Raw genomic sequence first — 22702 nt, 5'->3', positions numbered from 1 at the left:
AACTAAAAGGGCCAGCAGACTAGCACACATGCCCGCTCTTGATGAGCAACCGCGCCGGCAACTACGTATCTACTACCGAGCCCAAGGTTGCGGGCGACAAGCTGAAGCTCCCAAACATCACGGAGCTTCAGCATGATCCCAACCCCACTTGATCGCCCCCCGACGTTCGAAGAAATACGCAACGATCTGGGGCAGATCAGCGATTACCTATTGCAGGGCGACCCCATAAAGACGCAGGCCAAACCTGATGAACTCATGGAGTTGGAGCGCCTGAATCAGGTCCTCAAAACCCACAACCAGGCACTGCTGCACAGCGCCCGCGCCTTGTACCAATCCGTTGAAGAAAGCAGCCTGGATACCGAGGCAGGAAAGGCACTGCTCATCCAGTTGAAGACTGACCTGAACACCAAGCTCATCGAGTTGGATGAACATACGCCGGTCGAGAACAAAAGCCGCAAGACCTACCTCACATTCGATGCCGGCATCGCTGCCTTGGAACAGGAGGCCAAACTGCGCGTCAAGGACCGGTTGCTGCATCCGCAATGGAGCCAAAAAATTGAACATATATCCCTGGGTCCTCAGTTGCGCCCTGGCCTGTATGCGCTGACCTTTACCTATCAGGACACACGTGTCGAAGTCGCCGGCGCCTTTGTGCTGACTGAACAGGCGATGCCTGCGGTCGCAGACCTGAGCGACGACGTCAGTGTCGGCCCCGTACTGTTATTTTTGCCCTCGCGCGGCCTGGAGGCCTTTGATTCGTTGGCGCAGATTGATACCTGGCTACAGCACATCCTGGGCAGTGCCACCCAACGCCAAGCGTTCATCGAATGCCTGCCCCAGCAATACCATGAACTAAGCACGGCCGGAATCTGGCCCCTGACCCTTGAGAAAATTGACAGCGCCCCTCTTTTTGAACACCTTTACAACGCTCGTATTGACAAGCGCACGCTGGATATCGCGCGGGCGCTGAGCCTGGTCGATAACCCCGAGCGCAGCGCAAAGCAGCTCTATCAACAGTTGGACCAAGCCACTCGCGCCGTGCTCCTCACTTACGACCAACGCCTTGAACTGCGCGCCCAAGCCTTGCTGGAACGCAGCCTGCGCTACAGCGCACCAGACTGGTATCGCAGCGCCAATACCGCCAGGCGCACGTTGTTGGCCGAGCACATCCAGCAATACAACCAAGCCCGTCAGGCGCTGATCGATTTTATGGGCCCCGCCGCGTCACCGCAGGCGCTGGCACGCTATCAACTGATCGAACAATTGGAAGTCGATCTCGACATTCAGGATTTGAATCCCGATCAACTGATGGTCACCACGCGACGTCATGTACCGCGTGTCGGCGACTATAGGCATAAAAATACCCTGACCGACCTGGCCCTTCGCGGCCTGCATGGCAGCGACGAGAATCCGGGGTCGGACTTTCTGGAAAAAACCACCTTCAGCTATGCGGGAGAGCCACTGCCTGAGCGTTACGAAGACCTGACGCCCACCTATCTGGCACAACGGCTGAAAACCCTGCAGCCACGCCTGGCATTCACCCAAGTCCAGCGTGATCTGCACAGCAAGCCGGAACTCAAGAACCTCATCCAGCACATGCTGGATCGGCGCATCAACTGCCTGGCCTACGCCGCACTGCTGCAACATCACATCACCGAGCGGGACTACCAACTGATCCAGGACCTGCGCCAGGGCAACGATCCGCACCTGAGTGCATCAACCCTCTCCGTGCATAACGCCCAACTCCAGGACCTCTGGGTGCTGCGCCAGTTCGACAGCGGCGGCAAGCCCGTGCGCGTGCTGCTGTGTACGCCGTTCGCGCCCAGGCCGGAACAATTCATGGCGTTCGACAGTGAGATCGCCTGCCAGACCCACGTGCTGGGCTGGAGCCGAGACAACGGCGCCGCATCCGGCAAGCAAACCATGACCGATTACCTGCTGGCCCGCGTTGCCCTGCGGTTTCGCGAGGCCATGGCAAAAACCCTGATGGGCCTGAGCTTCAAGCCCCACGAACAGGAATACAAGGAAATCAAATTCGACACCCCCTGCAGCCATGACGATTGTCTCGTCAGCATGGCGGGCCACTTCCTCGCCACCCAGGTGGACGACCACGACTCCAGCACCCCGCTGTGGTACAGATCGACCACTGCGGCCAACCGCAGCACATTGCTGACATTGGCCGATGACGCCGAGGGCGCGCTGCGTCTCTACAACGCCGATCCGCAATCGGATTATGCCTTTGCAGGCTTCGAGACTTATGTGCATCAACAGGCGAAAATCACCCTTAATCGCCTGCTTGGGCGTCGGCAAAACGATGTCGACCCAAACGAAGTGCTGGCCTATTACCCCAAGCGCCTTGTGACTTCCACGCCAGCGCCTGTCACCTACACCACCCTTTACCGCGATGGTTATGATGACAGCATCGGTTTTTTAAACGAGTCGTTTGCTGAGTCTGCAACCTTCAAAGGCCCGGAAGGCGTCGACCTGAGCCCGCTGACCGCGCAGAAGGTGGCGCTCTCGGTTCGCGGCACGTGGCTCGGCCAACGCTACATCGACGAAGTACGCGCCAAGCTGCAAAACGCCAACAGCCCTGGCTACCTAAAACGCCGCGATGCGACCCTGGCAATCACGCAACTGCAGATGCGCAATGCCGCACTGGAATGTCAGCTCAGGGGTCATATCAGCAGCTTTGACCTGGCTTGGCTTGACGCCAGCATTCAAAGCATGGGGGACACCTCGGTCGCCGTTCGCGGTCGATACGCCATTCATCGCGTGGTGATAGACGGTGACTGGATCATAGATACGTTCCTGTTCAGCCACGCTGACAATCCGGTGCTGCTCTACACCCCCAATGCCCCCGACCACATCACGTTTCGCGAAGCACGGCTGTTCAACTACACCCTGAAAAAAATCAGTGCCATGGTGGGTTACTTGAGCACGCGCGCGCCCATCCAGTCCCAGGCGCGCGTCGCGCAATTGCTGACCACCGCGCGCCAGCAACTACCCGAGCACATCGATAGAACCACACCCAGCCCGCCGCGCTATGACAGCCTCGCACGCGTCAAGCCACTCACCGACCTGCGTCACGAGTTGTACAACATGAAGCTGCAACGCCGGATCGATAACGTCCTTGCCACGACCCACAGCCGCACACAGATGATCATGGACATTGTGTGGACCTGCGTTGAATGGACGGCGGCGATTGCTACCGCGCCGTTCCCGGTGCTGAGCCTGGCCACCGGCTTGCTACTGGCCTTCAAGGACGCGATGTTGGCCTTGGACGCTTACCTTCAGGGCGATAACGACGCCGCCATGCAACATTTGATCGGCTATCTACTCAACATCGCCGGCGCTGCCTTTACCGACCTGCGGCCTGCCCTGGGCTCGATAAAGGCCTTGAGCAAGCCAAGGCGCCCAAGCCTTCATGGCACGCCAGACGACCAGGCCATCGCATTGAGTCGCCAACTGCGCACAGCGCTACCGTCTCCCGAAGACATGCGCCCCGTCTTGTTCAACGGCCAAGCGTATTGGGCGCCGACAACCCCGGACCGACTGGGGCGCTATCTGTTGTTTATCAATGACGCCTCGAGCGGGCAAATGAAATCGACAGGACGCCTGGTCCAGCCCGCCGCTGATGGCACCTGGAAACGCTCGGGTGTAGCGGGTGGCGCGCCGAAGTCCCAAAAGGTACCGGAGACGGATAACCCGCTTAAAGCCTACGACCTCGATGAGAGCGACTGGCGCGATGTCGAGCCGCTTCTCACCCCCGACTTCAAGCACAACCTGTTAAAGCAATACGAATGGCTGGATCTGGATGCATCCGAGGGGGTGATATTGGCCCGTGAACAGCTGCAACCCTTGCACGAGCGTTACCTTCAACACGTCGAAAAACTGAGCCAGGACGCCCAGGCTTTTTTCAACACACCGCCCGTCGTACCGCGCCCGTCATTGCCAGCACTGGTACCTGGTGCCTCCACGGAGCGATTCATTGAAAGTCTTTTTAAGAAAACCAAGGGCCTGGTTATCGGCGAAACGCCTGAGTCGCTTGCCAGCAAACAGTTCTTGATCGACCACATGGGCGTCCTGGCTCGGCAAGGCGTCAAGCGCCTGTACATCGAACACCTGCCCCGTGACGTATTCCGGTACAAGCTGCAAAAACTCCACACCAAAGGTGCATCCCGACATATCGAACAGCATTTAAGCGTCGTGGACAGCGCCTTCAATCTGCCCGGTGCGACCTCCCCGTCCTATCTGAACCTGATGAAAGAAGCCCGCAAACACGGGATCGAACTCAAGGCCATCGACGGCTGTGCCTCCTATGACCTGAGCGCGGCATTCGATATCAGTGCCCAAGCGCCTCCCCCGCCTCGGTCCAATACCTTGCGCAACTTTTATTCGCATAAAGTGATCGCCGCCGATCTGGCTGATCAGCCAGACAGCCCCTGGGTCGCACTGGTCGATCACAGTCGCGTGCGTACTGGGGACCAAGCGCTTGGGCTGGCCGATTTGCAAGGGGCCATCGGGCTGAGGATCGACGATGTGGCCGCCGACGCGCAAGTCGGCATCTGGGCGGATCCGACGGATTTCAAACTGGCGCTCAGGACTGCCGACACGCCAAAAACGCCGCCGCCCCTTTCCACACCGGGCACATCCTCGTCTCTGCCGACAGCCTCGCACTACAACAACTACGATATTGCACCGTCGCTCAGGGAAAGCCTGCGCAAGCTGGCTGGCATGCGCAGGGGCCTGCACACCACGTATGGCGGCCATAACAGCCCGTTTCCGGAAGCCTACAAGGCGTTTGAAACAACACGCAAACGCCTCAACGCCGACGCGGAGCGCTTCTTTGAAGATTACGTACTGCCTGCTCGCCCCGCCTTGCCGGATGCAGCCTTGTTCAAAACGCCGCAGAATTTCCTCGACCACGCGTATCGCGATTCGTCCGGCCTGGTTATCGGTGAAGCGCACACCAGCGAGGCTGCCAAGAAGTTTTTCATCAAGCATATGGGCGATCTGAAAAAACAGGGTGTAAAGACACTCTATATCGAGCACCTCCAAACCGATTTGCACCAACTTGAGCTCGACACCTTCAAGCAGCGCTCAAAAATGCCTGATACCTTGAAAGCGTTTGTAAAGGAACAAGACCTTAACCAAATGCGCTTTTATGATGGCAAGACGAACAGGTACAAAGGCCCCAATACCTATACCAACATCCTGCAGGCCGCCAATAAACATGGGATTCGGGTGCAGGCCATCGATTGCAGCGCCAGCTATTACGTCAAAGGGCTAGGTGATAGCGGAAAAGCGCGCATCACGATGTTCAATTACTTCGCCAAACACGTCATCGAACATGATCAGGTTGCACAGGGGCCGCACAAGTGGGTGGCGTTCGTAGGCAGCGCGCATACGGATACCTATCTCGGCGTTCCGGGCCTGGCACCGATGCTCGGGACGCTCAGCCTGCACATACGCGATACCGCAACCAGCCTGGCAAAAGGCTTTGAATCGGGTGCCTGGCAGGTGGCCAGTGAAACCAAGTGGCATGCCTTGCGCAGTGACTTTGTCCTGAATGTAGGGTTCAAGCGCATAAAAGACCCAGCGCCCTTCGTACCCGAAGACCGCTCACGCTTGAAGAAAATCGGCGATTTTCTGATCGAGCGGCCCAACTCTAAACAGACGTTTCTTCTGCACAAATCCAACAGCGGTCAGATTGTTTCCACGCCCGTCCAGATAGATGACACCGGACACTTTTTTATCGACCGCTGGGACGAACTGAAGGATAAGCGGTTCTTGTCGCAGGACACGCTGATCCAGGCACTCAGGTATGAGATACACCTGACCCCCGTGTAACGACAACCTCGACGATTGCCTCCACCAGGAGGCAATTTCCCCATTCGTCGGGGTACCCCTGCGCAAGTAAAAAAATTACTACAGCTCAAGGGCTTGCGGCCGATACGGACGTACACACTTGTGTGCTGGCATCAACAACAAAAACTTCCAGCTCCAGAAAACAAATCGACTGCGTGCCTGGAGGCATAGTAATGAACAGCTGGTTCGGTAACATCAGCGTCAACCTCAAACTCGGCCTGGGCTTTGGCTTGGTGCTGGTTCTCACCTCGATCCTGGCCCTCACCGGCTGGACCAGCCTGGGGGGCCTGATCGACCGCAGCAATTGGATGAGCGACATCACCCAGCTCAATGCGTCGCTGACCAAACTGCGCGTCGTGCGCCTGCAGTACATGCTGGCCAATGGCGACGAGACCGTGGCACAGAACGTACAGACCAATTTGGACGTCTTCGCCGCCCAGCAGCAGAAGCTGCTCGACAGCTTCAAGAGCCCGGAAAACCTCAAGCTGCTCAACCAGCAGAAAGCGGTTATCACCGCGTACCAGCAGTCGTTGAACAAAATGCGTGAGGCCTACCGTAATGGCAACGCCGCGCGCCAGGTGATGGGGGACAAGGCCGAGATCGCCAATACCCAGATTAATGCCCTGGACGCCAGCGTGCAGCAGATGGCCGACAGCCCGGAGCGCTTCGCGCAGTTCCAGGCGGTAACCCACGCCAAAGAAGAATTCCTGATGGCCCGCTATGAAGTGCGCGGCTACATCGCCAATGTCAACGCCGACACCGAAGCACAGGCCGCCGCCCAGATTGAAAAAGCCATCAACGGCTTGAAAGGCCTCGGCGCCGTGTTTGGCGCCAGCCAGCAAAGCGCGCTGGCCTCCCTGGAAACGGCCCTTGGCGCCTATCGCACTGCGGTGCAGAACTACAAGGCCGCCAATGCCAATATCGTCAGCGCCCGCGCCGAAATGACCACCCAGGGCACCGACATCGTGACCCTCAGCGACAAGCTCTACGACATCCAGCTGGAACGCCGTGATATCGAAAGCGCGCAGGCCCGTAGCCTGCAACTGATCAGCACCCTGCTGGCCCTATTGGTCGGTGTCATCGCCGCATGGGTCATCACCCGCCAGATCACCCGCCCGCTGCAGGAAACCCTGGCCGTGGTCGATCGCATTGCCTCGGGCGATCTGAGCCATACCATCCAGGTCACCCGCCGCGACGAATTGGGCGTGCTGCAACAAGGCATCCAGCGCATGGGCACCACCTTGCGTGAGTTGATCAGCGGTATTCGTGACGGCGTGACCCAGATCGCCAGCGCCGCCGAAGAGCTGTCGGCCGTGACCGAGCAGACCAGCGCCGGGGTCAACAGCCAGAAGATCGAGACCGATCAGGTTGCCACGGCCATGCACGAGATGACCGCCACCGTGCAGGAAGTCGCGCGCAACGCCGAACAGGCTTCGCTGGCCGCCGCCGATGCCGATGGCCAAGCCCGCGCAGGCGACAAAGTGGTGGCTGAAGCCATCGCCCAGATCGAACGCCTGGCCGCTGAAGTGGCGCGCTCCACCGATGCCATGGCGCACCTGCAACAAGAGAGCAACAAGATCGGCAGCGTGATGGACGTGATCAAGGCCGTGGCCGAACAAACCAACCTGCTGGCGCTCAACGCGGCGATTGAAGCGGCGCGAGCCGGTGAAGCCGGCCGTGGGTTCGCCGTCGTGGCCGACGAAGTGCGCGGCCTGGCCCAGCGCACGCAGAAGTCCACCGAAGAAATCGAAGGCCTGGTGGCCGGTTTGCAGAACGGCACCCAGCAAGTGGCCAACGTGATGAACAACAGCCGCAGCCTCACCGACAGCAGCGTCGAGCTGACGCGCAAGGCCGGTGTGTCGCTGGAAAACATCACGCGTACCGTGTCGAATATCCAGTCGATGAACCAGCAGATCGCCGCCGCCGCCGAGCAGCAAAGTGCCGTGGCCGAAGAAATCAGCCGCAGCATTGTGAACGTGCGCGATGTGTCCGAACAGACCGCCACGGCCAGTGACGAGACGGCCAAGTCGAGTGTGGAACTGGCGCGCCTGGGCAGCCAGTTGCAGCAGATGGTCAGTCATTTCCGGGTGTAGCGACCGGCGCATTCAATGTGGCGAAGGAGATTCAGTGTGGCGAGGGAGCTTGCTCCCGTTGGGCTGCGTAGCGGCCCCAAAATCCTGGGAGCGCTTCGCACTCCAACGGGAGCAAGCTCCCTCGCCACAGGCAAACTTAGACATACTCGGCCCTCCGTGAGTTGGGCCTTACCTCCAGCGCACTTACCGGAACACGTGGGCCTTCAGATGCACGTCAGTGCTCCTGTGAGAGCGCAACCCCAGCCGCAAACTGGGATTGCAATAAAAAACCGCCCTATCAAGGCGGTTTTTTATTGCCCGCAAATTACCCCTCAGCCCTCACCTTCCTCGACAAACACCACCCGATTCCCAAACGGATCCTTGATGCTCATTTCACGCGAGCCCCACGGCGTTGCTTCGACCTCAGGCTTGGCATAACGGTAATCTTTACCCAGCAATTGCTGCTGATACGCGTCCACGCCTGGCGCCTGGATCCGCACCGCCGCGCCCGGCGACGCATCGCCATGGTGCTCGGACAAATGCAGCACGCACTCACCCAACGACACCTGCAGATACAGCGGAAAATTGACCTCGAAGCGATGCTGCCAATCGACCTTGAACCCGAGAAAGTCGACGTAGAATTCCAACGCCTTGGCCTCGTCGAAAATCCGCAGGATGGGGGTGACTTTTCCTAAGTGCATGGCGACCGCTCCGTGTATGAGGTCGCCCACTATAAAGCTGAAAACCCGCCACGCAAATCCCCGCTGCGTGCCAGGAACCGGCCCGGCCGCTGACCGTTGGCCTGCCCGTCGCGGTAGCTCAGCACGCCATTGACCCACACCCCGTCAATGCCTTCTGCCGCACGCTGCGGCGCCTTGAAATCCGCCACATCGCGCACACGCAAAGGGTCGAACAACACCAGGTCGGCCCAGTGCCCTTCGCGAATTTCGCCTCGCTGCGCCAGGCCAAAACGCGCCGCCGACAGGCCGGTCATTTTGTGCACAGCGGTATGCAATGGGAACAACCCGACATCGCGACTGAAGTGCCCCAACACCCGTGGAAACGCACCCCACAAACGCGGATGCGGGAACGGGTCTTCAGGCAACCCATCGGACCCCACCATCGACAGGGGATGCGCGAGGATGCGCCGCACATCCGCTTCATCCATGCCGTAATACACCGCTCCGGCCGGTTGTAGCCGACGCGCTGCCTCCATCAGCGAAACGTTCCAGCCGCTGGCGATAGCCTGCAAGTCGCGCCCGCCCATGCCCGGGTGCGGCGTCGACCAGGTGATGGTGATACGGAACGCATCGGTGACTTGCTTGAGGTCCAAGGTCGAAGAACTGGCGGCATAGGGATAACAGTCGCAGCCCACCGGGTGGGTTTTCGCCGCCCGCTCCAGCGCTGCCAGCAGTTGCGGACTGCGCCCCCAGTTTCCCGCGCCCGCGCACTTGAGGTGGGAAATGATCACCGGCGCCTGGGCATGCCGACCGATCTGGAAAGCTTCGTCCATCGCCTCCAGCACCGGCTCGAATTCGCTGCGCAAATGGGTGGTGTACACCGCGCCGAAGGCCGTCAGCTCTTCGCTCAGTTGCATCACCTCATCGGTCTCGGCGTTGAACGCACTGGCGTACGCCAGACCTGTGGATAAACCCAGGGCGCCGGCGGCGAGGCTTTCCTGTAACTGCACGCGCATGCCAGCGATTTCAGCCGGCGTGGCGGTGCGGTGCAGATCGTCCATATGGTTGCTGCGCAATGCCGTGTGGCCGATCAAGGCTGCGACGTTCACCGCAGGGTGGGCGCTTTGCACCGCGGCGCGATAGTCGGCAAAGCGTGGATACACGAACGCTTCACGCTGGCCCAGCAGGTTCATCGGGTCTGGCGGATCACGCTGCAAACTCACCGGCGAGGCGCTGATGCCGCAGTTGCCGACGATCACCGTGGTGACGCCCTGGCTGAGCTTGGGCAGCATCTGCGGGTGACGGATCACCACGGTGTCATCGTGGGTGTGCACATCGATGAACCCCGGCGCCAAGACGCGGCCGGCGGCATCAAGCACTTGCTCGGCGCTGGCCGCCGACAACTCGCCGATCGTTGCGATGCGGCCATCGCGCAGCCCCACATCGGCCAGGTAGCCGGGGGCGTTGCTGCCATCGATGACCAGCGCCTGGCGGATCAGCGTGTCGTACTTCATATCAGTCTCCGAGCGGCAGGCTGTCGGGGCCGCCGCGATAATCGTCGAGGGCCAGCTTGATCCGACGCAGGCGTTCCTGGTTGGCGTCCGGCAGGGCCAGCGCCAGTTCGGTGGCGAGCAGATCAATGGCCAGCAACATGCCGTAGCGCGCCGCCGTGGGTTTGTAGATAAAACTGGTTTCGGCTGGCTGCAATGGCAGCAAGACATCCGCCAACAGGGCCAAGGGTGAATCGGCCAGGGTGATGGCGACAATGCGCGCGTCGTAATTGCGCGCCAGCTCCACCACGTCCAGCAGTTCGGGGGTGAGGCCAGTCAGGGAACACACGATCACCGCATGCTCCGGGCCCAGGGTCGCCGCCGTGATACGCATCATCACTGGGTCATGGCAGGCGGCGATCGGATAACCCAGGCGCACCAGGCGCACCTGCAATTCATCGCTGCACAGACTCGACGGGCCGCCCATGCCGAACGCATGAATCATCCGCGCCTTGCCCAACAGGCTGACTGCATCGGCGAAACCCGTCTGGTTGAAGCCCGACAAGTGCTGACGCAACGTCGCCTCGATGTCGCCCAGGATCTGCCGATGAAACGCCGACTGTTCCGGCAACCCCGCCGGGTCGAGGAAGCGACTGCCCACGCCACTGGCCTGGGCCAGTTGCAGGCGCAAGTCGCGCAAATCCCGGCACCCGACACTGCGCGCAAAGCGCGACAAGGTCGCGGTGCTGACCTCGGCCCGTTGGGACAAGGCCTCCAGGCTGGCCGACGCGGCAAAGCCCACGTCATCGAGCATCAGCCTGGCGATACGCCCCTCCCCCGCGCTGAAAGAAGCCTGGCGGGCGCGGATCTGGTAGAGGATGTCCATGGGGTCTCCGGGTTAAAGAGCAGGGCTCATAACAACAGTGAAAAGCCGTACGTCAGGCCGAAGGCGACCAGCGAGATCAGGGTTTCCAACACGGTCCAGGTCTTGAAGGTCTGAATCACCGTCATATTGAAGTATTCCTTGATCAGCCAGAAGCCGCCGTCGTTGACATGGGAAAAGATCACCGAGCCCGCGCCGGTCGCCAGCACCAGCAATTCCGGGTGTGGATAACCCAGGCCCATGGCAACCGGCGCCACGACGCCGGACGCGGTGGTCATGGCGACGGTGGCCGAGCCCGTGGCAACACGCATCAACGCGGCGAACAACCAGCCCATCACCAGCGGCGACAGGTGGAACGCATGGGCCAGGCCGAGGATCTCGTTAGTCACGCCCGCGTCCACCAGGATGCGATTCAACCCACCGCCCGCCCCCACCAGCAAGGTAATGCTGGCCGTTGGCGCCAGGCATTCATTGGTGAACTTGAGGATCGACTCGCGGTTGAAACCCTGGGCGATACCCAAGGTCCAGAAGCTGACCAATGTCGCCACCAGCAACGCAATCACCGAGTTGCCGATGAACAACAGGAACTGGTTGAACGCCGTGCCTGGCGTTGCGATCACGTTGGCCCAACCGCCGATCATCATCAACACCACCGGCAGCAGGATTGTGCCCATGGTCAGCGCGAAGCTGGGCAGGCGGGTGCGCGGCTCGCGCTCGATGAACTGGCGTTCCAGCGGGTTTTGCGCCGGCAACTGGATACGCGGCACGATGAACCTGGCATACACGGGGCCGGCGATGATGGCCGTGGGGATGCCGATCAGGATCGCATACAGCACCGTCTGCCCCACCGACGCGTTATAGGCCAGCACCGCCATCATCGCCGCCGGGTGCGGCGGCACCAGCGCATGCACCACCGACAAACCGGCGACCATCGGCAAGCCGACCATTAAGATTGAAACGCCCACACGCCGCGCCACGGTAAAGGCGATCGGCACCAGCAACACAAAACCGACTTCGAAAAACAGCGGCAGCCCCACCAGGAAGGCAATGCATACCATCGCCCAATGGGCATTGCGCTCGCCGAACCGGTTGATCAACGTACGCGCCACCTGCTCGGCACCGCCGGATTCGGCCATCATCTTGCCGAGCATGGTGCCCAACGCGACGACCAAAGCGATGTGCCCCAGGGTCTTGCCGACGCCCGCCTCGTAGGAGCCCATGATGGTGTCCGCCGGCATCCCGGCCGTCAGCGCCAGGCCGATGGACACCAGGGTGATGACGATAAACGGGTTGAGCCGGTAACGTGCAATCAGCACGATCAAAGCAATGATGGCGATGGCAGCGTATGCCAATAGCCCGAAGCCCAGTGATGCGGCCATGCGGTACTCCTCGGAAAGGGTCACGTCAGATCTGTTGTGAAACTCATAAATCATTACCGAGGCGTATTTTCAATTTTAATGAAACTAATTTTCGCCCACAGATAAGCCCTGTCGCGTTGGGATACGCCCAAGGCTCGTCAATGAAAATTCAGGGAGTGTTCTTACACGAAGATCAGACAGGGCTGGAAACTCACCGCACGCGGTCGGGGTCTTAGCCTGCGCATTCACTGACGCCAGGAAAATCCACCATGAACCACACGATACTCGCCGCCGGCGCCCTGCTGCTGGCCCTGTACGGCGCCGCAGCCGCAGCGGACAGCCCGGCGTTGAAAAAATGCATGGACGGCGCCAGCACGACCGCGGACATGGTCGGTTGCAACGTCAAGGAGGCCAAGGTGCAAGACGCGCGCCTGAACAAAGCCTACAAGGACGCCCTCGCCGCCCAGGAAGGCAACCGCAGGCAGCAACTGCAAGACGTGCAGCGCCTGTGGATAAAGTACCGCGATGCCAATTGCGGTTTCATCGGTTCGGCCACTGGCGGCACCATCGATCAGGTCAATGGCTCCGGTTGCGTGCTGGACATGACCCAGGTACGCGCCCAGGAGTTGGAAAACCTCGTCGGGCCTTGATCAGTCGTGATGCACCCTGGCGCGCTTGAGCAACTTCTTGCAGCGCTCCGACAGATGCAACACCCGCAGGTGCTTGCCTGCCTTGCTGTAGCGCTCGCGCAGGGTCATCAGCGCGGCAATCGCTGAGTAGTCGACAAAGCTCAGGTGACGGCAATCCAGCGTCACCTGGGCCGGGTCGTTGGCCGGGTCGAATTGGTTCAGGAACGGCGTGGTCGAGGCAAAGAACAAGGTGCCATGCAGACGATAGAGCTTGCTGCCATCGGCTTCCAGATGCTCATCGGCATACAGTTCGCGCGCTTGCTGCCAGGCAAAGTTCAGCGCCGCAATCACAATCCCGCACAGCACGGCGGTGGCCAGGTCGGTAAAGACGGTGATCACCGTCACCGCAATGATCACCAGCACATCATTGAGCGGCACCTTGTTGATCACCCGCAACGACGCCCAGGCAAAGGTCTGCTGCGATACCACGAACATCACCCCGACCAGCGCCGCCAGCGGAATGCGCTCGATCAGCGGTGACAGGAACAGGATAAACAACAGAATCATCACCCCGGCAAACACCCCGGAGAATCGCCCGCGCCCGCCGGAACTGAGGTTGATAACGGTCTGCCCGATCATCGCGCAGCCGCCCATGCCGCCGAAGAGCCCCGACAGCATGTTCGCCGCGCCCAGGGCCACGCTTTCCCGGTCGGGGTAGCCACGGGTCTCGGTGATTTCGTCGGTCAGGTTCAGAGTGAGCAGGGTTTCCAGCAGCCCGACCATGGCCATCAGGAAAGCGTAGGGCGCGATGATGCCGAGGGTTTCCAGGGTCCAGGGGATCTGCGGCCACGCAAAGGTCGGCAGGCCGCCGGCGATGTGGGCCATGTCGCCGAGGGTGCGGGTTGGCAGGCCGAGCAGATAGACCGCCAGGCCCACGCCAAGGATCGCCACCAGCGCGGGCGGCACGGCGCGGGTGATGCGCGGCAACAGGTAGACGATGGCCATGGTCACGAGCACCAGGCCGGCCATCACGTACAGCGGCGTGCCGCTGAGCCAGCGTTCGCCGTTTTTGAAATGCTCCAGCTGCGCCAGCGCAATGATGATTGCCAGGCCGTTGACGAACCCCAGCATAACCGGGTGCGGCACCATGCGCACCAGTTTGCCCAGGCGCAGCAGACCGAAGGCGACCATGATCAGCCCGCCCAGCAATACGGTGGCCAGCAAATATTCAACGCCGTGTTGTACCACCAACGCCACGATCACCACCGCCATCGAGCCTGCCGCGCCGGAGACCATACCGGGGCGACCGCCGAATAAGGCGGTCAGGGTGCAGATGATAAAGGCGCCATAGAGCCCCATCAGCGGGTTGAGATGAGCCACCAGGGCAAAGGCGATGCACTCGGGCAGCAAGGCAAAGGACGTGGTGAGGCCGGCCAGGGCATCGGCGCGCAGACGGGTGAGGTTCATGAGGTACCGGGGTCATGCGGGGGATAAGGCGGGGAATGGTACGGAATTGAAGGGGCTGGGGCTAGTCTGGGAGATCGGGGTGCCTGCGATGGCCATAGGCATCTAAGGTTGAAAATCTCTCTGTAGTGAGCGGGCTTGCCCCGCGCTGGGCTGCGAAGCGGCCCCAATAAAGACACCGCCGAGTTCCAGATGGAACCGAGCCGTCTAGTTTGGGGCCGCTTCGCAGCCCAGCGCGGGGCAAGCCCGCTCACTACAAAGATGTGTAGATACCTATGGCTGCGATGGCAACACCTGGGTCTCAAGCGAACATCACACCATCTCGTTACGAATCCATTCCACGACTGAAGTCCGCTTCGGCACCCAGCCCAGCCATTCACGAGCATGCTTGCCCCGCACCCGGCTGTTGGAACCCAGGCCATAGTTGGCCATTTCATAGCCCCACTCGGCCTCGGCCTCCGCCAATGTCCAATCCTGCGGTTGACCCAGTTTCAGCGCGTCGGCGATGGCGGCGGTCATGTCGACAAACGCTGCCTCGCTGCTTTCCACGAAGTAAAACGTACCCGGTACATTTTTGGTCAGTGCCAGCAGGTACAGCGCCACCACGTCCTCAATGTGCACGTTGGACCAGATGTTCTGGCCACTGCCCACATGGCGGACCACCCCGCTCTTGCGCGCCTGCTTGAGCAAGCGCGGCAATTGCACACTGTCGCGCTTCACGCCCAGGCTGTGACCGTAGATCAGGGTGTTGCAGATCACGGCCGAATTCACGCCATCGCGGGCGGCGGCCAGGATCAGGTTGTCGATGGCGACGCGAGCGGCCTTGTCGACCGTCGGTTCCGGCAGGTTGTCTTCGTGGTAGATGACGTCACTGGCCTTGCCGCCCGACGCATCGCCGACGATGCTCGAACCGCTGGTGTGCAGGAACGGTTTGTTCGACCCCTTCAGCGCCGCCAGCAGGGTTTCGACGCCAGCGCGATGGTCGCTGCTCGCGGCATTGATCACCGCATCGGCCTTTTGCGCCTGTTCGGTCAGCACGGCGGCGTCATCGAGACTGCCGATCACTGGCGTGATGCCCAGGGCGCTCATTTCGGCGGTTTGGTCGGCGCTGCGCACCAGGCCGGTGACGGTGTGGCCAGCCTTGATCAGGCCGGTGGCGATGGAACCGCCGATAAAACCTGCGGCGCCGGTGACGAATACGTTCATGGAGTGTTCTCCTGACTGGGTAAGTGATGCGTCCAGTATCCAGGGCCCACCCGTGCCGAATAAGCCCCCGGCGGCCAATTCAGTCTTGCGCCCCAATCACGAATCAGCAGGCATAGCGCGCCAGCTTGGCCTGGATAAAATCCAGGAAACACTGGATACGCAGCGCCAATTGCGAGTTACGGTAGAACACCGCGTGGATCGGCTGGCGATAACCACTGTTGAAGGTTTCCAGCACCGGCACCAGGCGCCCGGCGTCAATGTCGGCGGCGGTCATGAAGTTCGACAGGCAGCAGATGCCCTGCCCTTCCAACGCCAGTTGGCGCAGGGTTTCACCGCTGGACGCGCCGATGCCGGGCTGGATCAGCCAGCGGTCGCCTTCCACATGACGCAGCGGCCAATGGTTGAGGGTTTCGGTCTGGGTGAAGCCGAGCAGGGTGTGGTCCGCCAACTCGGCAACCGTGGTCGGCGTGCCGTGTTGCTCAAGGTAATCGGGGCTGGCAAGAATATGCAGCGGCGTACAGCCGAGGGCGCGCGCATGCAGGGTGGAGTCAGCCAGGGTACCAATGCGAATGGCGATATCGGTGCTTTGCTCGAGCAGGTCGATGATCACGTCATCGCTGTTCAGCTCCAGCTGAATTTCGGGATAGAGGCGGCGAAACTCGGCGATATACGGCACGATCCCGTGCAGCATGAACGGCACCGCGGCATTGATGCGCAGGCGCCCCGCCGGTTTTTTCTGGCGTGACGACAGGCGTTCTTCCAGCTGATCCATCTGCGCCAGGATCAGCTTGGCCTGCTCGAAGAAGTACTTGCCCTCTTCGGTCAGGTCCATGCGCCGCGTGGTGCGGTTGATCAGCGTGGTGTCGAGCTTGGCTTCCAGGCGCGACAAGGTGCGGCTGACCGCGGACGGCGTCTGCCCGACCTGCTCCGCCGCCGCGGAGATCGAACCGCACTCGATCACGCTGACGAAGATCTGTAGCTCATCGGATCGGGCTTTCACAGGGCGCTCCTCGTTATCGGTTCACAAGAGCTTACACCGGGAGATTGAACACCTGCGCCAGATGCTGCTCGTAGCGTGCCACGTCAGCTTCGATGGCCGGGCGCTTCATCACGTCCACGCAGAGGAAGGTTGGCAACGCGGTCATGCCGAGGAACTCGTGGGCCTTGTGAAACGGGAAGTACACCGCATCCACGCCCTTGGCTTCAAAGAAGTCGTTCGGGTCGTCGAAGGCTTGCTGCGGCGCATTCCAGGTCAGCGACAGCAGGTATTGCTTGCCCTGCACCAAACCGCCGCTGCCGTATTTCTGCGAGGCATCGGAACGGGTGCGGCCATCGCTGGCGTACAGGCTGCCATGGCCTTCGGTAAAGACTTCGTCGATGTACTTCTTCACGATCCACGGTGCACCCATCCACCAGCCGGGCATCTGGTAGATGATCACGTCGGCCCAGAGGAATTTGGCGACCTCTTCGGCGACGTCGTAGCCTTCATCGATATGGGTGACTTTGACGTCGATGCCGCCACGGTCCAGCACAGCCAAGGCGGCGTCATGCAAGGTGCTGTTGTAGCGACCGTCGGAGTGGGCGAACTTTTTGCCGCCGTTGAGCAGGAGTACTTTTTTCATGGGAGCTATCCAGAAGTGAAAATCTCTGGACGCAGACTATCGACATTGCCCCTGCGGAATAAGCGACGGCGCGGCAAAATACCTTTGACTGGGATGCACGAATGTTCGGCTATTGTTAACCGCTGATCAGCAGGTGGCCGCCCAACAGCGCCATGCCGATGAAAAATACCCGCCTGAATAAAGCTGCACTGATGCGCTGGCGCACCACCTGGCCGAGCCACATCCCCAGCAGCGCCGGCACCAGCGCCAGCAGCGACGCATTGATCTCACCCGTGCCCAGGTTGCCGCGCCAGGCCAGCCCGGCGGCGAGCGCCAGGGTGGACACGGTGAACGACAGCCCCAGCGCCTGCACCAGCTGATCGCGGTTCAGCCCCAGCGCTTGCAGATAGGGCACGGCAGGAATCACGAACACACCGGTCGCCGAGGTAATGACGCCCGTGATCACCCCACACACAAGGCCCAGCCAGCGTTCGGTCTCGGGCGTTACCCTGAACGACGGCAGGAACAATCCGCTGAGCGCATAGACCAGCAACGCCCCGCCCAGCGCATGGACCACCCAGCCAGCGCCGTCCATGCCCAGCCACAGCGTGCCCAGCCCGGTGCCGAGAAAAATCAGCAGCAGCATGGGCCACAGGCGTTTGACCAGCCCGCGCAGATGACCGCCGAATGCCAGTTGCCAGAGGTTGGTGACCGTCGACGGAATGATCAGCAACGCCGCTGCCTGCGCCGGCAGCATAGCCAGGCCGAGCAGGCCCATGGCGACTGTCGGCAGGCCCAGGCCGATCACGCCCTTGACGGTACCGGCCAGCAGGAAGGTGCCGATTACCAGCAGGGTCAGGGCGGGGCCGATGGTTTGGTAGAAGCCGAGGAAGGTATTCATGGGGCCATTGTGGGGCTTGTGGGTGAGGAGTGAAATTCGCCATATACTGAGGCAGACTCTTGTTTTGCATGAGGCTGAAATGGCCATCGCAGGCAAGCCCCGTCACCCGAGAACCTCAGCGATGCCCTTTGACCTGATCGACCTGCGCCTCTACCTGCACATCCTCGACAGCGGCAACATCACCGCCGGCGCGGCCCGCAGTCATCTCTCCCTGGCCGCCGCCAGCGCGCGCATCCGCGCCATGGAAGCTGCGCTGGGCATCGAATGCCTGGAACGCGGCCGCCGCGGCGTTGCGCCAACCGCCGCCGGCAAGGCCCTGGCCCGTCACGCCCGCCTGCTGCTGCAACAGGCCGAGCATCTGCAACAGGACCTGGCCGAATACGCCAACGGCGTCAAAGGCCAAGTGCGCCTGCTGTGCAACACCACGGCCTTGAGCGAATACCTGCCGGAATTGCTCGCGGACTTCCTACGCGAGCGTCCCAACCTCGATATCGACCTGCAAGAGCTGCCCAGCCTGCGTATCACCCAGGCCTTGCGCCAGGGCACGGCCGACCTGGGGATTATTTCCGACGCGGTCGACACCCATGGCTTGCAGACCTTGCCCTTTCGCGATGACCCGCTGATGTTGATCATGCCGCTGGATCATCCACTTGCCACGCAACACGTGAGCTTTATCGACAGCCTGCAACACGACTATGTGGGTCTGGCTGCCCACAGTGCGTTGGCGGTGTACCTGGAGGAACAAGCGTTGCACGCCGGGTTCCGCCTGCAGACACGCATCCGCGCCGACGGGTTCGATGGGTTGATGCGTATGGTCGCCGGCGGCGCAGGCCTGGGCATCGTGCCCCAGGCCGCACTCAAGCGTTGGCCGGCAGAGCGTCGCTTTAAAACCCAGCCGCTCAGTGAGGACTGGGCCTGCCGCACGCTGCTGTTGGCTGCGCGCTCGTTCGAACAATTGCCGGCATACGCCAACGCCTTGCTTTCTGCGCTCACCTTCCCGTGTAGGAGCGAGCTTGCTCGCGAAAGTCGTCAACGATAACGCAGCGCTATCTGGTAGCCCGCGTTGCTGATGGGTTCTTCGCGAGCAAGCTCGCTCCTACATTTTGATCTCAGTTGTTTTTTAACGGCTGCGCATGCGCGGGCGGATCAGATACTTGATGGCGCTCAGCTGTATTACGAAAAGTTTACGCAGAGTAATATCTGCCCCCTCAGCACTTCAGAGGGCGATGCGGCATGCATCCCCCTCAAGAAAACACGTAAAAGGGTATGTTAATGGCGGATCACATGGTTAACCCGGCAGGCCTCAAGCGCGGCCTGAAGAACCGGCATATTCAGCTGATCGCCTTGGGCGGGGCGATCGGCACGGGGTTGTTCCTCGGCTCGGCCGGGGTGCTCAAGTCGGCGGGACCGTCGATGATCCTGGGCTACGCGATCGCCGGTTTTATCGCGTTCCTGATCATGCGCCAGCTTGGCGAAATGATCGTCGAGGAACCGGTGGCCGGCTCCTTCAGCCACTTCGCCCACAAATACTGGGGCGGTTACGCGGGCTTCCTGTCGGGTTGGAATTACTGGGTGCTCTATGTGCTGGTGGGCATGGCCGAACTGACCGCGGTGGGCAAGTACATCCAGTTCTGGTGGCCGGAAATTCCGACTTGGGTCAGCGCACTGGTGTTCTTTGCCGCGGTGAACCTGATCAACACTCTGAATGTGAAGGTCTTCGGTGAAGCAGAATTCTGGTTCGCGATCATCAAGGTGGCGGCGATCATCGGCATGATCCTGCTCGGTTGTTACCTGCTGTTCAGCGGCAGCGGCGGCCCGCAAGCAAGCGTGAGCAACTTGTGGAGCCACGGCGGGTTCTTCCCGAATGGCGGCATGGGGCTGTTGATGTCCATGGTGTTCATCATGTTCTCGTTCGGCGGCCTGGAACTGGTGGGCATCACCGCCGCCGAGGCCAGCGAACCGCGCAAAGTGATCCCCAAGGCCATCAACCAGGTGGTGTACCGCATCCTGATTTTCTACGTCGGCGCCCTGGCCGTGCTGCTGTCGCTATACCCCTGGGATCAACTGCTGCAAACCCTCGGTGCGTCGGGCGATGCCTACAGCGGCAGCCCGTTTGTGCAGATCTTCTCGTTGATTGGCAACGACACCGCCGCACACATCCTCAACTTCGTGGTGCTGACTGCAGCGCTGTCGGTGTACAACAGCGGCGTGTACTGCAACAGCCGCATGCTGTTCGGCCTGGCCGAGCAAGGTGATGCGCCCAAAGCGCTGATGAAACTGAACAAGCAAGGCGTGCCATTGCGGGCGCTGGCGGTTTCGGCGTTGGTGACAATGTTGTGCGTGGTGGTCAACTACGTGGCGCCGCACAGTGCGCTGGAGTTGTTGTTCGCGCTGGCGGTTGCTTCGCTGATGATCAACTGGGCGCTGATCAGCCTCACCCACATCAAGTTCCGCAAGGCCATGGGCGAACAAGGCGTGACGCCGTCCTTCAAGACCTTCTGGTTCCCGTTCAGCAACTACCTGTGCCTGGCGTTCATGGCGGTGATCATCAGCGTAATGCTGGCGATTCCGGGAATTAACATGTCGGTGTACGCGATGCCGGTTTGGGTGGGGCTGATCTACGTTGCCTACCGGTTGCGAGTCCGCAACAGTAATGCGGTGGTAAGCGCACCGTAATACCTGTGGGAGCCGGGCTTGTGGTGATTCGAAGATCATCAGGGGCCTGCGCTTCTGGGCATCCCGGTGTCGAGTTCAGACCACTGGCGCAACGCCCAAGGCCGTAGGGTGGATCTTTCCACTCACTGCCCTGGAGCCATCATGTCCAAGCCCATCACCATACTGCGCGACACCCACCCACTGCCGGTCCTGGATGCCTGCAAATGGGAGAAACTCGAAGGCGACCCGCACACCGTCAACCTCAACGCCTACACCAGCGAAGACGGCAGCAAGATCATGGGCACCTGGATCTGCACACCGGGCAAGTGGTACGTGGACTACGTGAAGTGGGAGTACTGCCACTTCCAGGAAGGCTACTGCATCATCACCCCGGAAGGCCTGGAGCCGATTCACCTGCGGGCTGGGGATATCTTTGTGGTGGAACCGGGAATGAAGGGGACATGGGAAGTGGTGGAGACGGTGCGTAAGTATTTTGTGTTTGCTTAAAACCGGGTTCGCGAACGAAAAAAAACCGCCCCTAACGGCGGTTTTCTATCGTGTTGCTCAGCGGACCTGGCCAGCCAGGGGGCCTGTTGGCTCCATGTCCTTACCATGCTTAATAGCCACGCTGAAAAATCTTTTCTGGTTGGCAGATGTCGAGTCACCAAGCTTTTTATAAGCCTCGGCACCAAACATCTCGACCCATTGCGCGCTTGCCTTGCGGGCAGCTGTTTTCATAAATCCAAGCCTCCGTAAGCCTTGTACATGCGCCCCATACTAGGTGCCCTCCACTGAAATCACAAGGCGCAGCTGTTCGTCATAACTGAAGCCAAGTCGCTCATAAGTGGGTACGGCTTCAAGCCGTGGCTCTTGAATTTCGATGCGAGAGCACCCGATCACACGACATCGAGCCACTGATGGCCCAATGCAGCCCACTGATCGACAAATGACGCCAGCGCCGACTTTTTCGATTGGGACTGAAAGACCAGGTATTTGAGCGAACGCGTGTATCGACGTGCCATAACGATCAAAGTCTTTGCGTGCTGTGGAAAGATCAGAACGCCGCGTTTGCAGCGAAAGGGCGCAAACGGTAGCAAGATCGGGTGTAGCCTTGGGCCAACGATGAATTCAAGATTTTTCCGGCGGATTCGCCACGCGCAATGGAGCCCTCCCATGACGGCTGACCTTGAAAGGCAAAAGATCGTTGTCTTCAGCGGTTCCGGCATCAGTGTCGAAAGTGGCCTGGACACGTTCAACGACGAAAACGGGCTGTGGATGAACCATCGCATCGAAGACGTAGCCACCTCCCAGGCATGGCATAAGCATCCTGCGCAGGTCCTGGCGTTTTATAACGAGTTGAGACAAAAGGCATCTACTGCACAGCCCAATGCCGCGCACTCTGCCATCGCGCAGTTAGAGTCTCGGTTTGATGTCGTGGTGATCACCCAGAATGTCGACGATCTGCATGAGCGTGCAGGATCTACGTGCGTCTTGCATCTTCATGGTCAAATCAAGGTGGCGCAAAGCTCTGTCGATGAGCAACTGGTTTACAAGATAGACGACCAACCGATCTTGCTGGGCGACGTGTGCGAAAAGGGCAGCCAATTACGTCCCCACGTCGTCTGGTATGGGGAAAACGTACCGAATATCGGGGAGGCGCAACAGCATTTCAAAAACGCGAAGAAAGTTCTGGTTGTGGGAACATCACTGACCACTCAACCGGCCGCAGGCTTGGTGACCAAAGCCAGTTATGCGGCTGAAAAGGTTCTGATCGGACTGGCCATGCCGCGCAAACCCTATGGCTATGAATTCATGCGAGGAAAAGCCTCAAGCCTGGTGCCTTACGTGGTGGGATGCTGGCTGAAAGGCCAGAAGGCGCGCTGAGCCGCAAAAAC

The 22702-nt window shown here is 60.5% G+C and carries 17 protein-coding genes and 1 pseudogene; 8 read left to right on the top strand and 10 right to left on the bottom strand.

Annotated features, from left to right (window positions below; genetic code table 11):
• The first annotated feature begins 132 nt into the window (after positions 1–132).
• The 3 genes and pseudogenes from ACLH0H_RS13805 (at position 133) to ACLH0H_RS13795 (ending at position 7961) form a co-directional block, all read left to right on the top strand.
• Entirely contained in the window at positions 133–5850 is a 5718-nt protein-coding gene (locus tag ACLH0H_RS13805) for a dermonecrotic toxin domain-containing protein (RefSeq protein ID WP_411382361.1), read from the top strand.
• Positions 5851–6041: 191 nt separating this feature from the next.
• Positions 6042–7058 (top strand): annotated as a pseudogene (locus ACLH0H_RS13800) (methyl-accepting chemotaxis protein); the annotation flags it as partial.
• A 39-nt stretch (positions 7059–7097) separates the two neighbouring features.
• A complete protein-coding gene (locus tag ACLH0H_RS13795; protein WP_370879637.1) occupies positions 7098–7961 on the top strand; it encodes a methyl-accepting chemotaxis protein in 864 nt (287 codons plus the stop codon).
• 311 nt (positions 7962–8272) lie between these two features.
• Here the strand turns inward: ACLH0H_RS13795 and ACLH0H_RS13790 are convergent, their stop codons facing one another.
• From ACLH0H_RS13790 to ACLH0H_RS13775, 4 genes are read right to left on the bottom strand one after another with little or no spacing between them, the layout of a single operon-like run.
• On the bottom strand, positions 8273–8641 hold the full coding sequence (locus ACLH0H_RS13790) for a glyoxalase superfamily protein (protein ID WP_411382360.1): 369 nt from the start codon (positions 8639–8641) through the stop codon (positions 8273–8275).
• A 29-nt stretch (positions 8642–8670) separates the two neighbouring features.
• Positions 8671–10134: a D-aminoacylase gene (locus tag ACLH0H_RS13785; protein ID WP_411382359.1), complete on the bottom strand. Its 1464-nt coding sequence runs from the start codon at positions 10132–10134 to the stop codon at positions 8671–8673.
• 1 nt (position 10135) lies between these two features.
• Positions 10136–10996 (bottom strand): MurR/RpiR family transcriptional regulator, encoded by an 861-nt coding sequence (locus ACLH0H_RS13780; RefSeq protein WP_411382358.1) that lies wholly within the window; start codon positions 10994–10996, stop codon positions 10136–10138.
• 26 nt (positions 10997–11022) lie between these two features.
• Positions 11023–12372: a gluconate:H+ symporter gene (locus ACLH0H_RS13775; protein ID WP_411382357.1), complete on the bottom strand. Its 1350-nt coding sequence runs from the start codon at positions 12370–12372 to the stop codon at positions 11023–11025.
• 248 nt (positions 12373–12620) lie between these two features.
• On the opposite strand from ACLH0H_RS13775, the gene ACLH0H_RS13770 reads away from it, so the two are divergent.
• On the top strand, positions 12621–13001 hold the full coding sequence (locus ACLH0H_RS13770) for a lysozyme inhibitor LprI family protein (protein WP_411382356.1): 381 nt from the start codon (positions 12621–12623) through the stop codon (positions 12999–13001).
• Here the strand turns inward: ACLH0H_RS13770 and ACLH0H_RS13765 are convergent, their stop codons facing one another.
• From ACLH0H_RS13765 to ACLH0H_RS13745, 5 genes are all read right to left on the bottom strand, one after another.
• A complete protein-coding gene (locus ACLH0H_RS13765; protein ID WP_411382355.1) occupies positions 13002–14447 on the bottom strand; it encodes a SulP family inorganic anion transporter in 1446 nt (481 codons plus the stop codon).
• Positions 14448–14756: 309 nt separating this feature from the next.
• The gene (locus ACLH0H_RS13760; RefSeq protein ID WP_411382354.1) at positions 14757–15650 is read right to left on the bottom strand and encodes an NAD-dependent epimerase/dehydratase family protein; all 894 of its coding nucleotides are present in this window, start codon (positions 15648–15650) and stop codon (positions 14757–14759) included.
• Between the two features lie 103 nt (positions 15651–15753).
• Positions 15754–16650, bottom strand: coding sequence for a LysR substrate-binding domain-containing protein (locus tag ACLH0H_RS13755; RefSeq protein WP_411382353.1), 897 nt, complete (start codon positions 16648–16650; stop codon positions 15754–15756).
• A gap of 31 nt (positions 16651–16681) precedes the next feature.
• A complete protein-coding gene (locus tag ACLH0H_RS13750; protein WP_411382352.1) occupies positions 16682–17272 on the bottom strand; it encodes an NAD(P)H-dependent oxidoreductase in 591 nt (196 codons plus the stop codon).
• Positions 17273–17387: 115 nt separating this feature from the next.
• Entirely contained in the window at positions 17388–18152 is a 765-nt protein-coding gene (locus tag ACLH0H_RS13745) for a sulfite exporter TauE/SafE family protein (protein ID WP_411382351.1), read from the bottom strand.
• 121 nt (positions 18153–18273) lie between these two features.
• Between ACLH0H_RS13745 and ACLH0H_RS13740 the strand changes: the two genes are divergently transcribed.
• The 3 genes from ACLH0H_RS13740 (at position 18274) to ACLH0H_RS13730 (ending at position 21314) form a co-directional block, all read left to right on the top strand.
• Entirely contained in the window at positions 18274–19191 is a 918-nt protein-coding gene (locus tag ACLH0H_RS13740) for a LysR substrate-binding domain-containing protein (protein ID WP_411382350.1), read from the top strand.
• A gap of 233 nt (positions 19192–19424) precedes the next feature.
• Positions 19425–20828 carry an amino acid permease gene (locus ACLH0H_RS13735; RefSeq protein WP_411382349.1) on the top strand — a complete coding sequence of 468 codons (1404 nt, stop codon included), beginning with the start codon at positions 19425–19427 and terminating at the stop codon, positions 20826–20828.
• A 141-nt stretch (positions 20829–20969) separates the two neighbouring features.
• Entirely contained in the window at positions 20970–21314 is a 345-nt protein-coding gene (locus ACLH0H_RS13730) for a cupin domain-containing protein (RefSeq protein ID WP_411382348.1), read from the top strand.
• Between the two features lie 57 nt (positions 21315–21371).
• Here ACLH0H_RS13730 and ACLH0H_RS13725 read toward each other — a convergent pair whose 3' ends face one another.
• On the bottom strand, positions 21372–21545 hold the full coding sequence (locus ACLH0H_RS13725; protein WP_411382347.1) for a hypothetical protein: 174 nt from the start codon (positions 21543–21545) through the stop codon (positions 21372–21374).
• A 435-nt stretch (positions 21546–21980) separates the two neighbouring features.
• Between ACLH0H_RS13725 and ACLH0H_RS13720 the strand changes: the two genes are divergently transcribed.
• Entirely contained in the window at positions 21981–22691 is a 711-nt protein-coding gene (locus ACLH0H_RS13720) for an SIR2 family NAD-dependent protein deacylase (RefSeq protein ID WP_411382346.1), read from the top strand.
• The last annotated feature ends 11 nt before the right edge of the window (positions 22692–22702 follow it).

The organism is Pseudomonas sp. MPB26, assembly GCF_046605355.1.
GTDB lineage: Bacteria > Pseudomonadota > Gammaproteobacteria > Pseudomonadales > Pseudomonadaceae > Aquipseudomonas > Aquipseudomonas cedrina.
This window is presented reverse-complemented; position numbering and strand designations above follow the sequence as displayed.

Excerpts from the sequence above, each read along its gene's own strand:
- ACLH0H_RS13730 (WP_411382348.1), top strand. The coding sequence starts at position 20,970 with ATGTCCAAGCCCATCACCATACTGCGCGACACCCACCCACTGCCGGTC.
- ACLH0H_RS13775 (WP_411382357.1), bottom strand. The coding sequence starts at position 12,372 with ATGGCCGCATCACTGGGCTTCGGGCTATTGGCATACGCTGCCATCGCC.
- ACLH0H_RS13750 (WP_411382352.1), bottom strand. The coding sequence starts at position 17,272 with ATGAAAAAAGTACTCCTGCTCAACGGCGGCAAAAAGTTCGCCCACTCC.
- ACLH0H_RS13735 (WP_411382349.1), top strand. The coding sequence starts at position 19,425 with ATGGCGGATCACATGGTTAACCCGGCAGGCCTCAAGCGCGGCCTGAAG.
- ACLH0H_RS13725 (WP_411382347.1), bottom strand. The coding sequence starts at position 21,545 with ATGAAAACAGCTGCCCGCAAGGCAAGCGCGCAATGGGTCGAGATGTTT.
- ACLH0H_RS13805 (WP_411382361.1), top strand. The coding sequence starts at position 133 with ATGATCCCAACCCCACTTGATCGCCCCCCGACGTTCGAAGAAATACGC.
- ACLH0H_RS13765 (WP_411382355.1), bottom strand. The coding sequence starts at position 14,447 with ATGAACCTCACCCGTCTGCGCGCCGATGCCCTGGCCGGCCTCACCACG.
- ACLH0H_RS13785 (WP_411382359.1), bottom strand. The coding sequence starts at position 10,134 with ATGAAGTACGACACGCTGATCCGCCAGGCGCTGGTCATCGATGGCAGC.
- ACLH0H_RS13795 (WP_370879637.1), top strand. The coding sequence starts at position 7,098 with ATGGGCACCACCTTGCGTGAGTTGATCAGCGGTATTCGTGACGGCGTG.
- ACLH0H_RS13790 (WP_411382360.1), bottom strand. The coding sequence starts at position 8,641 with ATGCACTTAGGAAAAGTCACCCCCATCCTGCGGATTTTCGACGAGGCC.
- ACLH0H_RS13780 (WP_411382358.1), bottom strand. The coding sequence starts at position 10,996 with ATGGACATCCTCTACCAGATCCGCGCCCGCCAGGCTTCTTTCAGCGCG.
- ACLH0H_RS13740 (WP_411382350.1), top strand. The coding sequence starts at position 18,274 with ATGCCCTTTGACCTGATCGACCTGCGCCTCTACCTGCACATCCTCGAC.
- ACLH0H_RS13745 (WP_411382351.1), bottom strand. The coding sequence starts at position 18,152 with ATGAATACCTTCCTCGGCTTCTACCAAACCATCGGCCCCGCCCTGACC.
- ACLH0H_RS13770 (WP_411382356.1), top strand. The coding sequence starts at position 12,621 with ATGAACCACACGATACTCGCCGCCGGCGCCCTGCTGCTGGCCCTGTAC.
- ACLH0H_RS13720 (WP_411382346.1), top strand. The coding sequence starts at position 21,981 with ATGACGGCTGACCTTGAAAGGCAAAAGATCGTTGTCTTCAGCGGTTCC.
- ACLH0H_RS13760 (WP_411382354.1), bottom strand. The coding sequence starts at position 15,650 with ATGAACGTATTCGTCACCGGCGCCGCAGGTTTTATCGGCGGTTCCATC.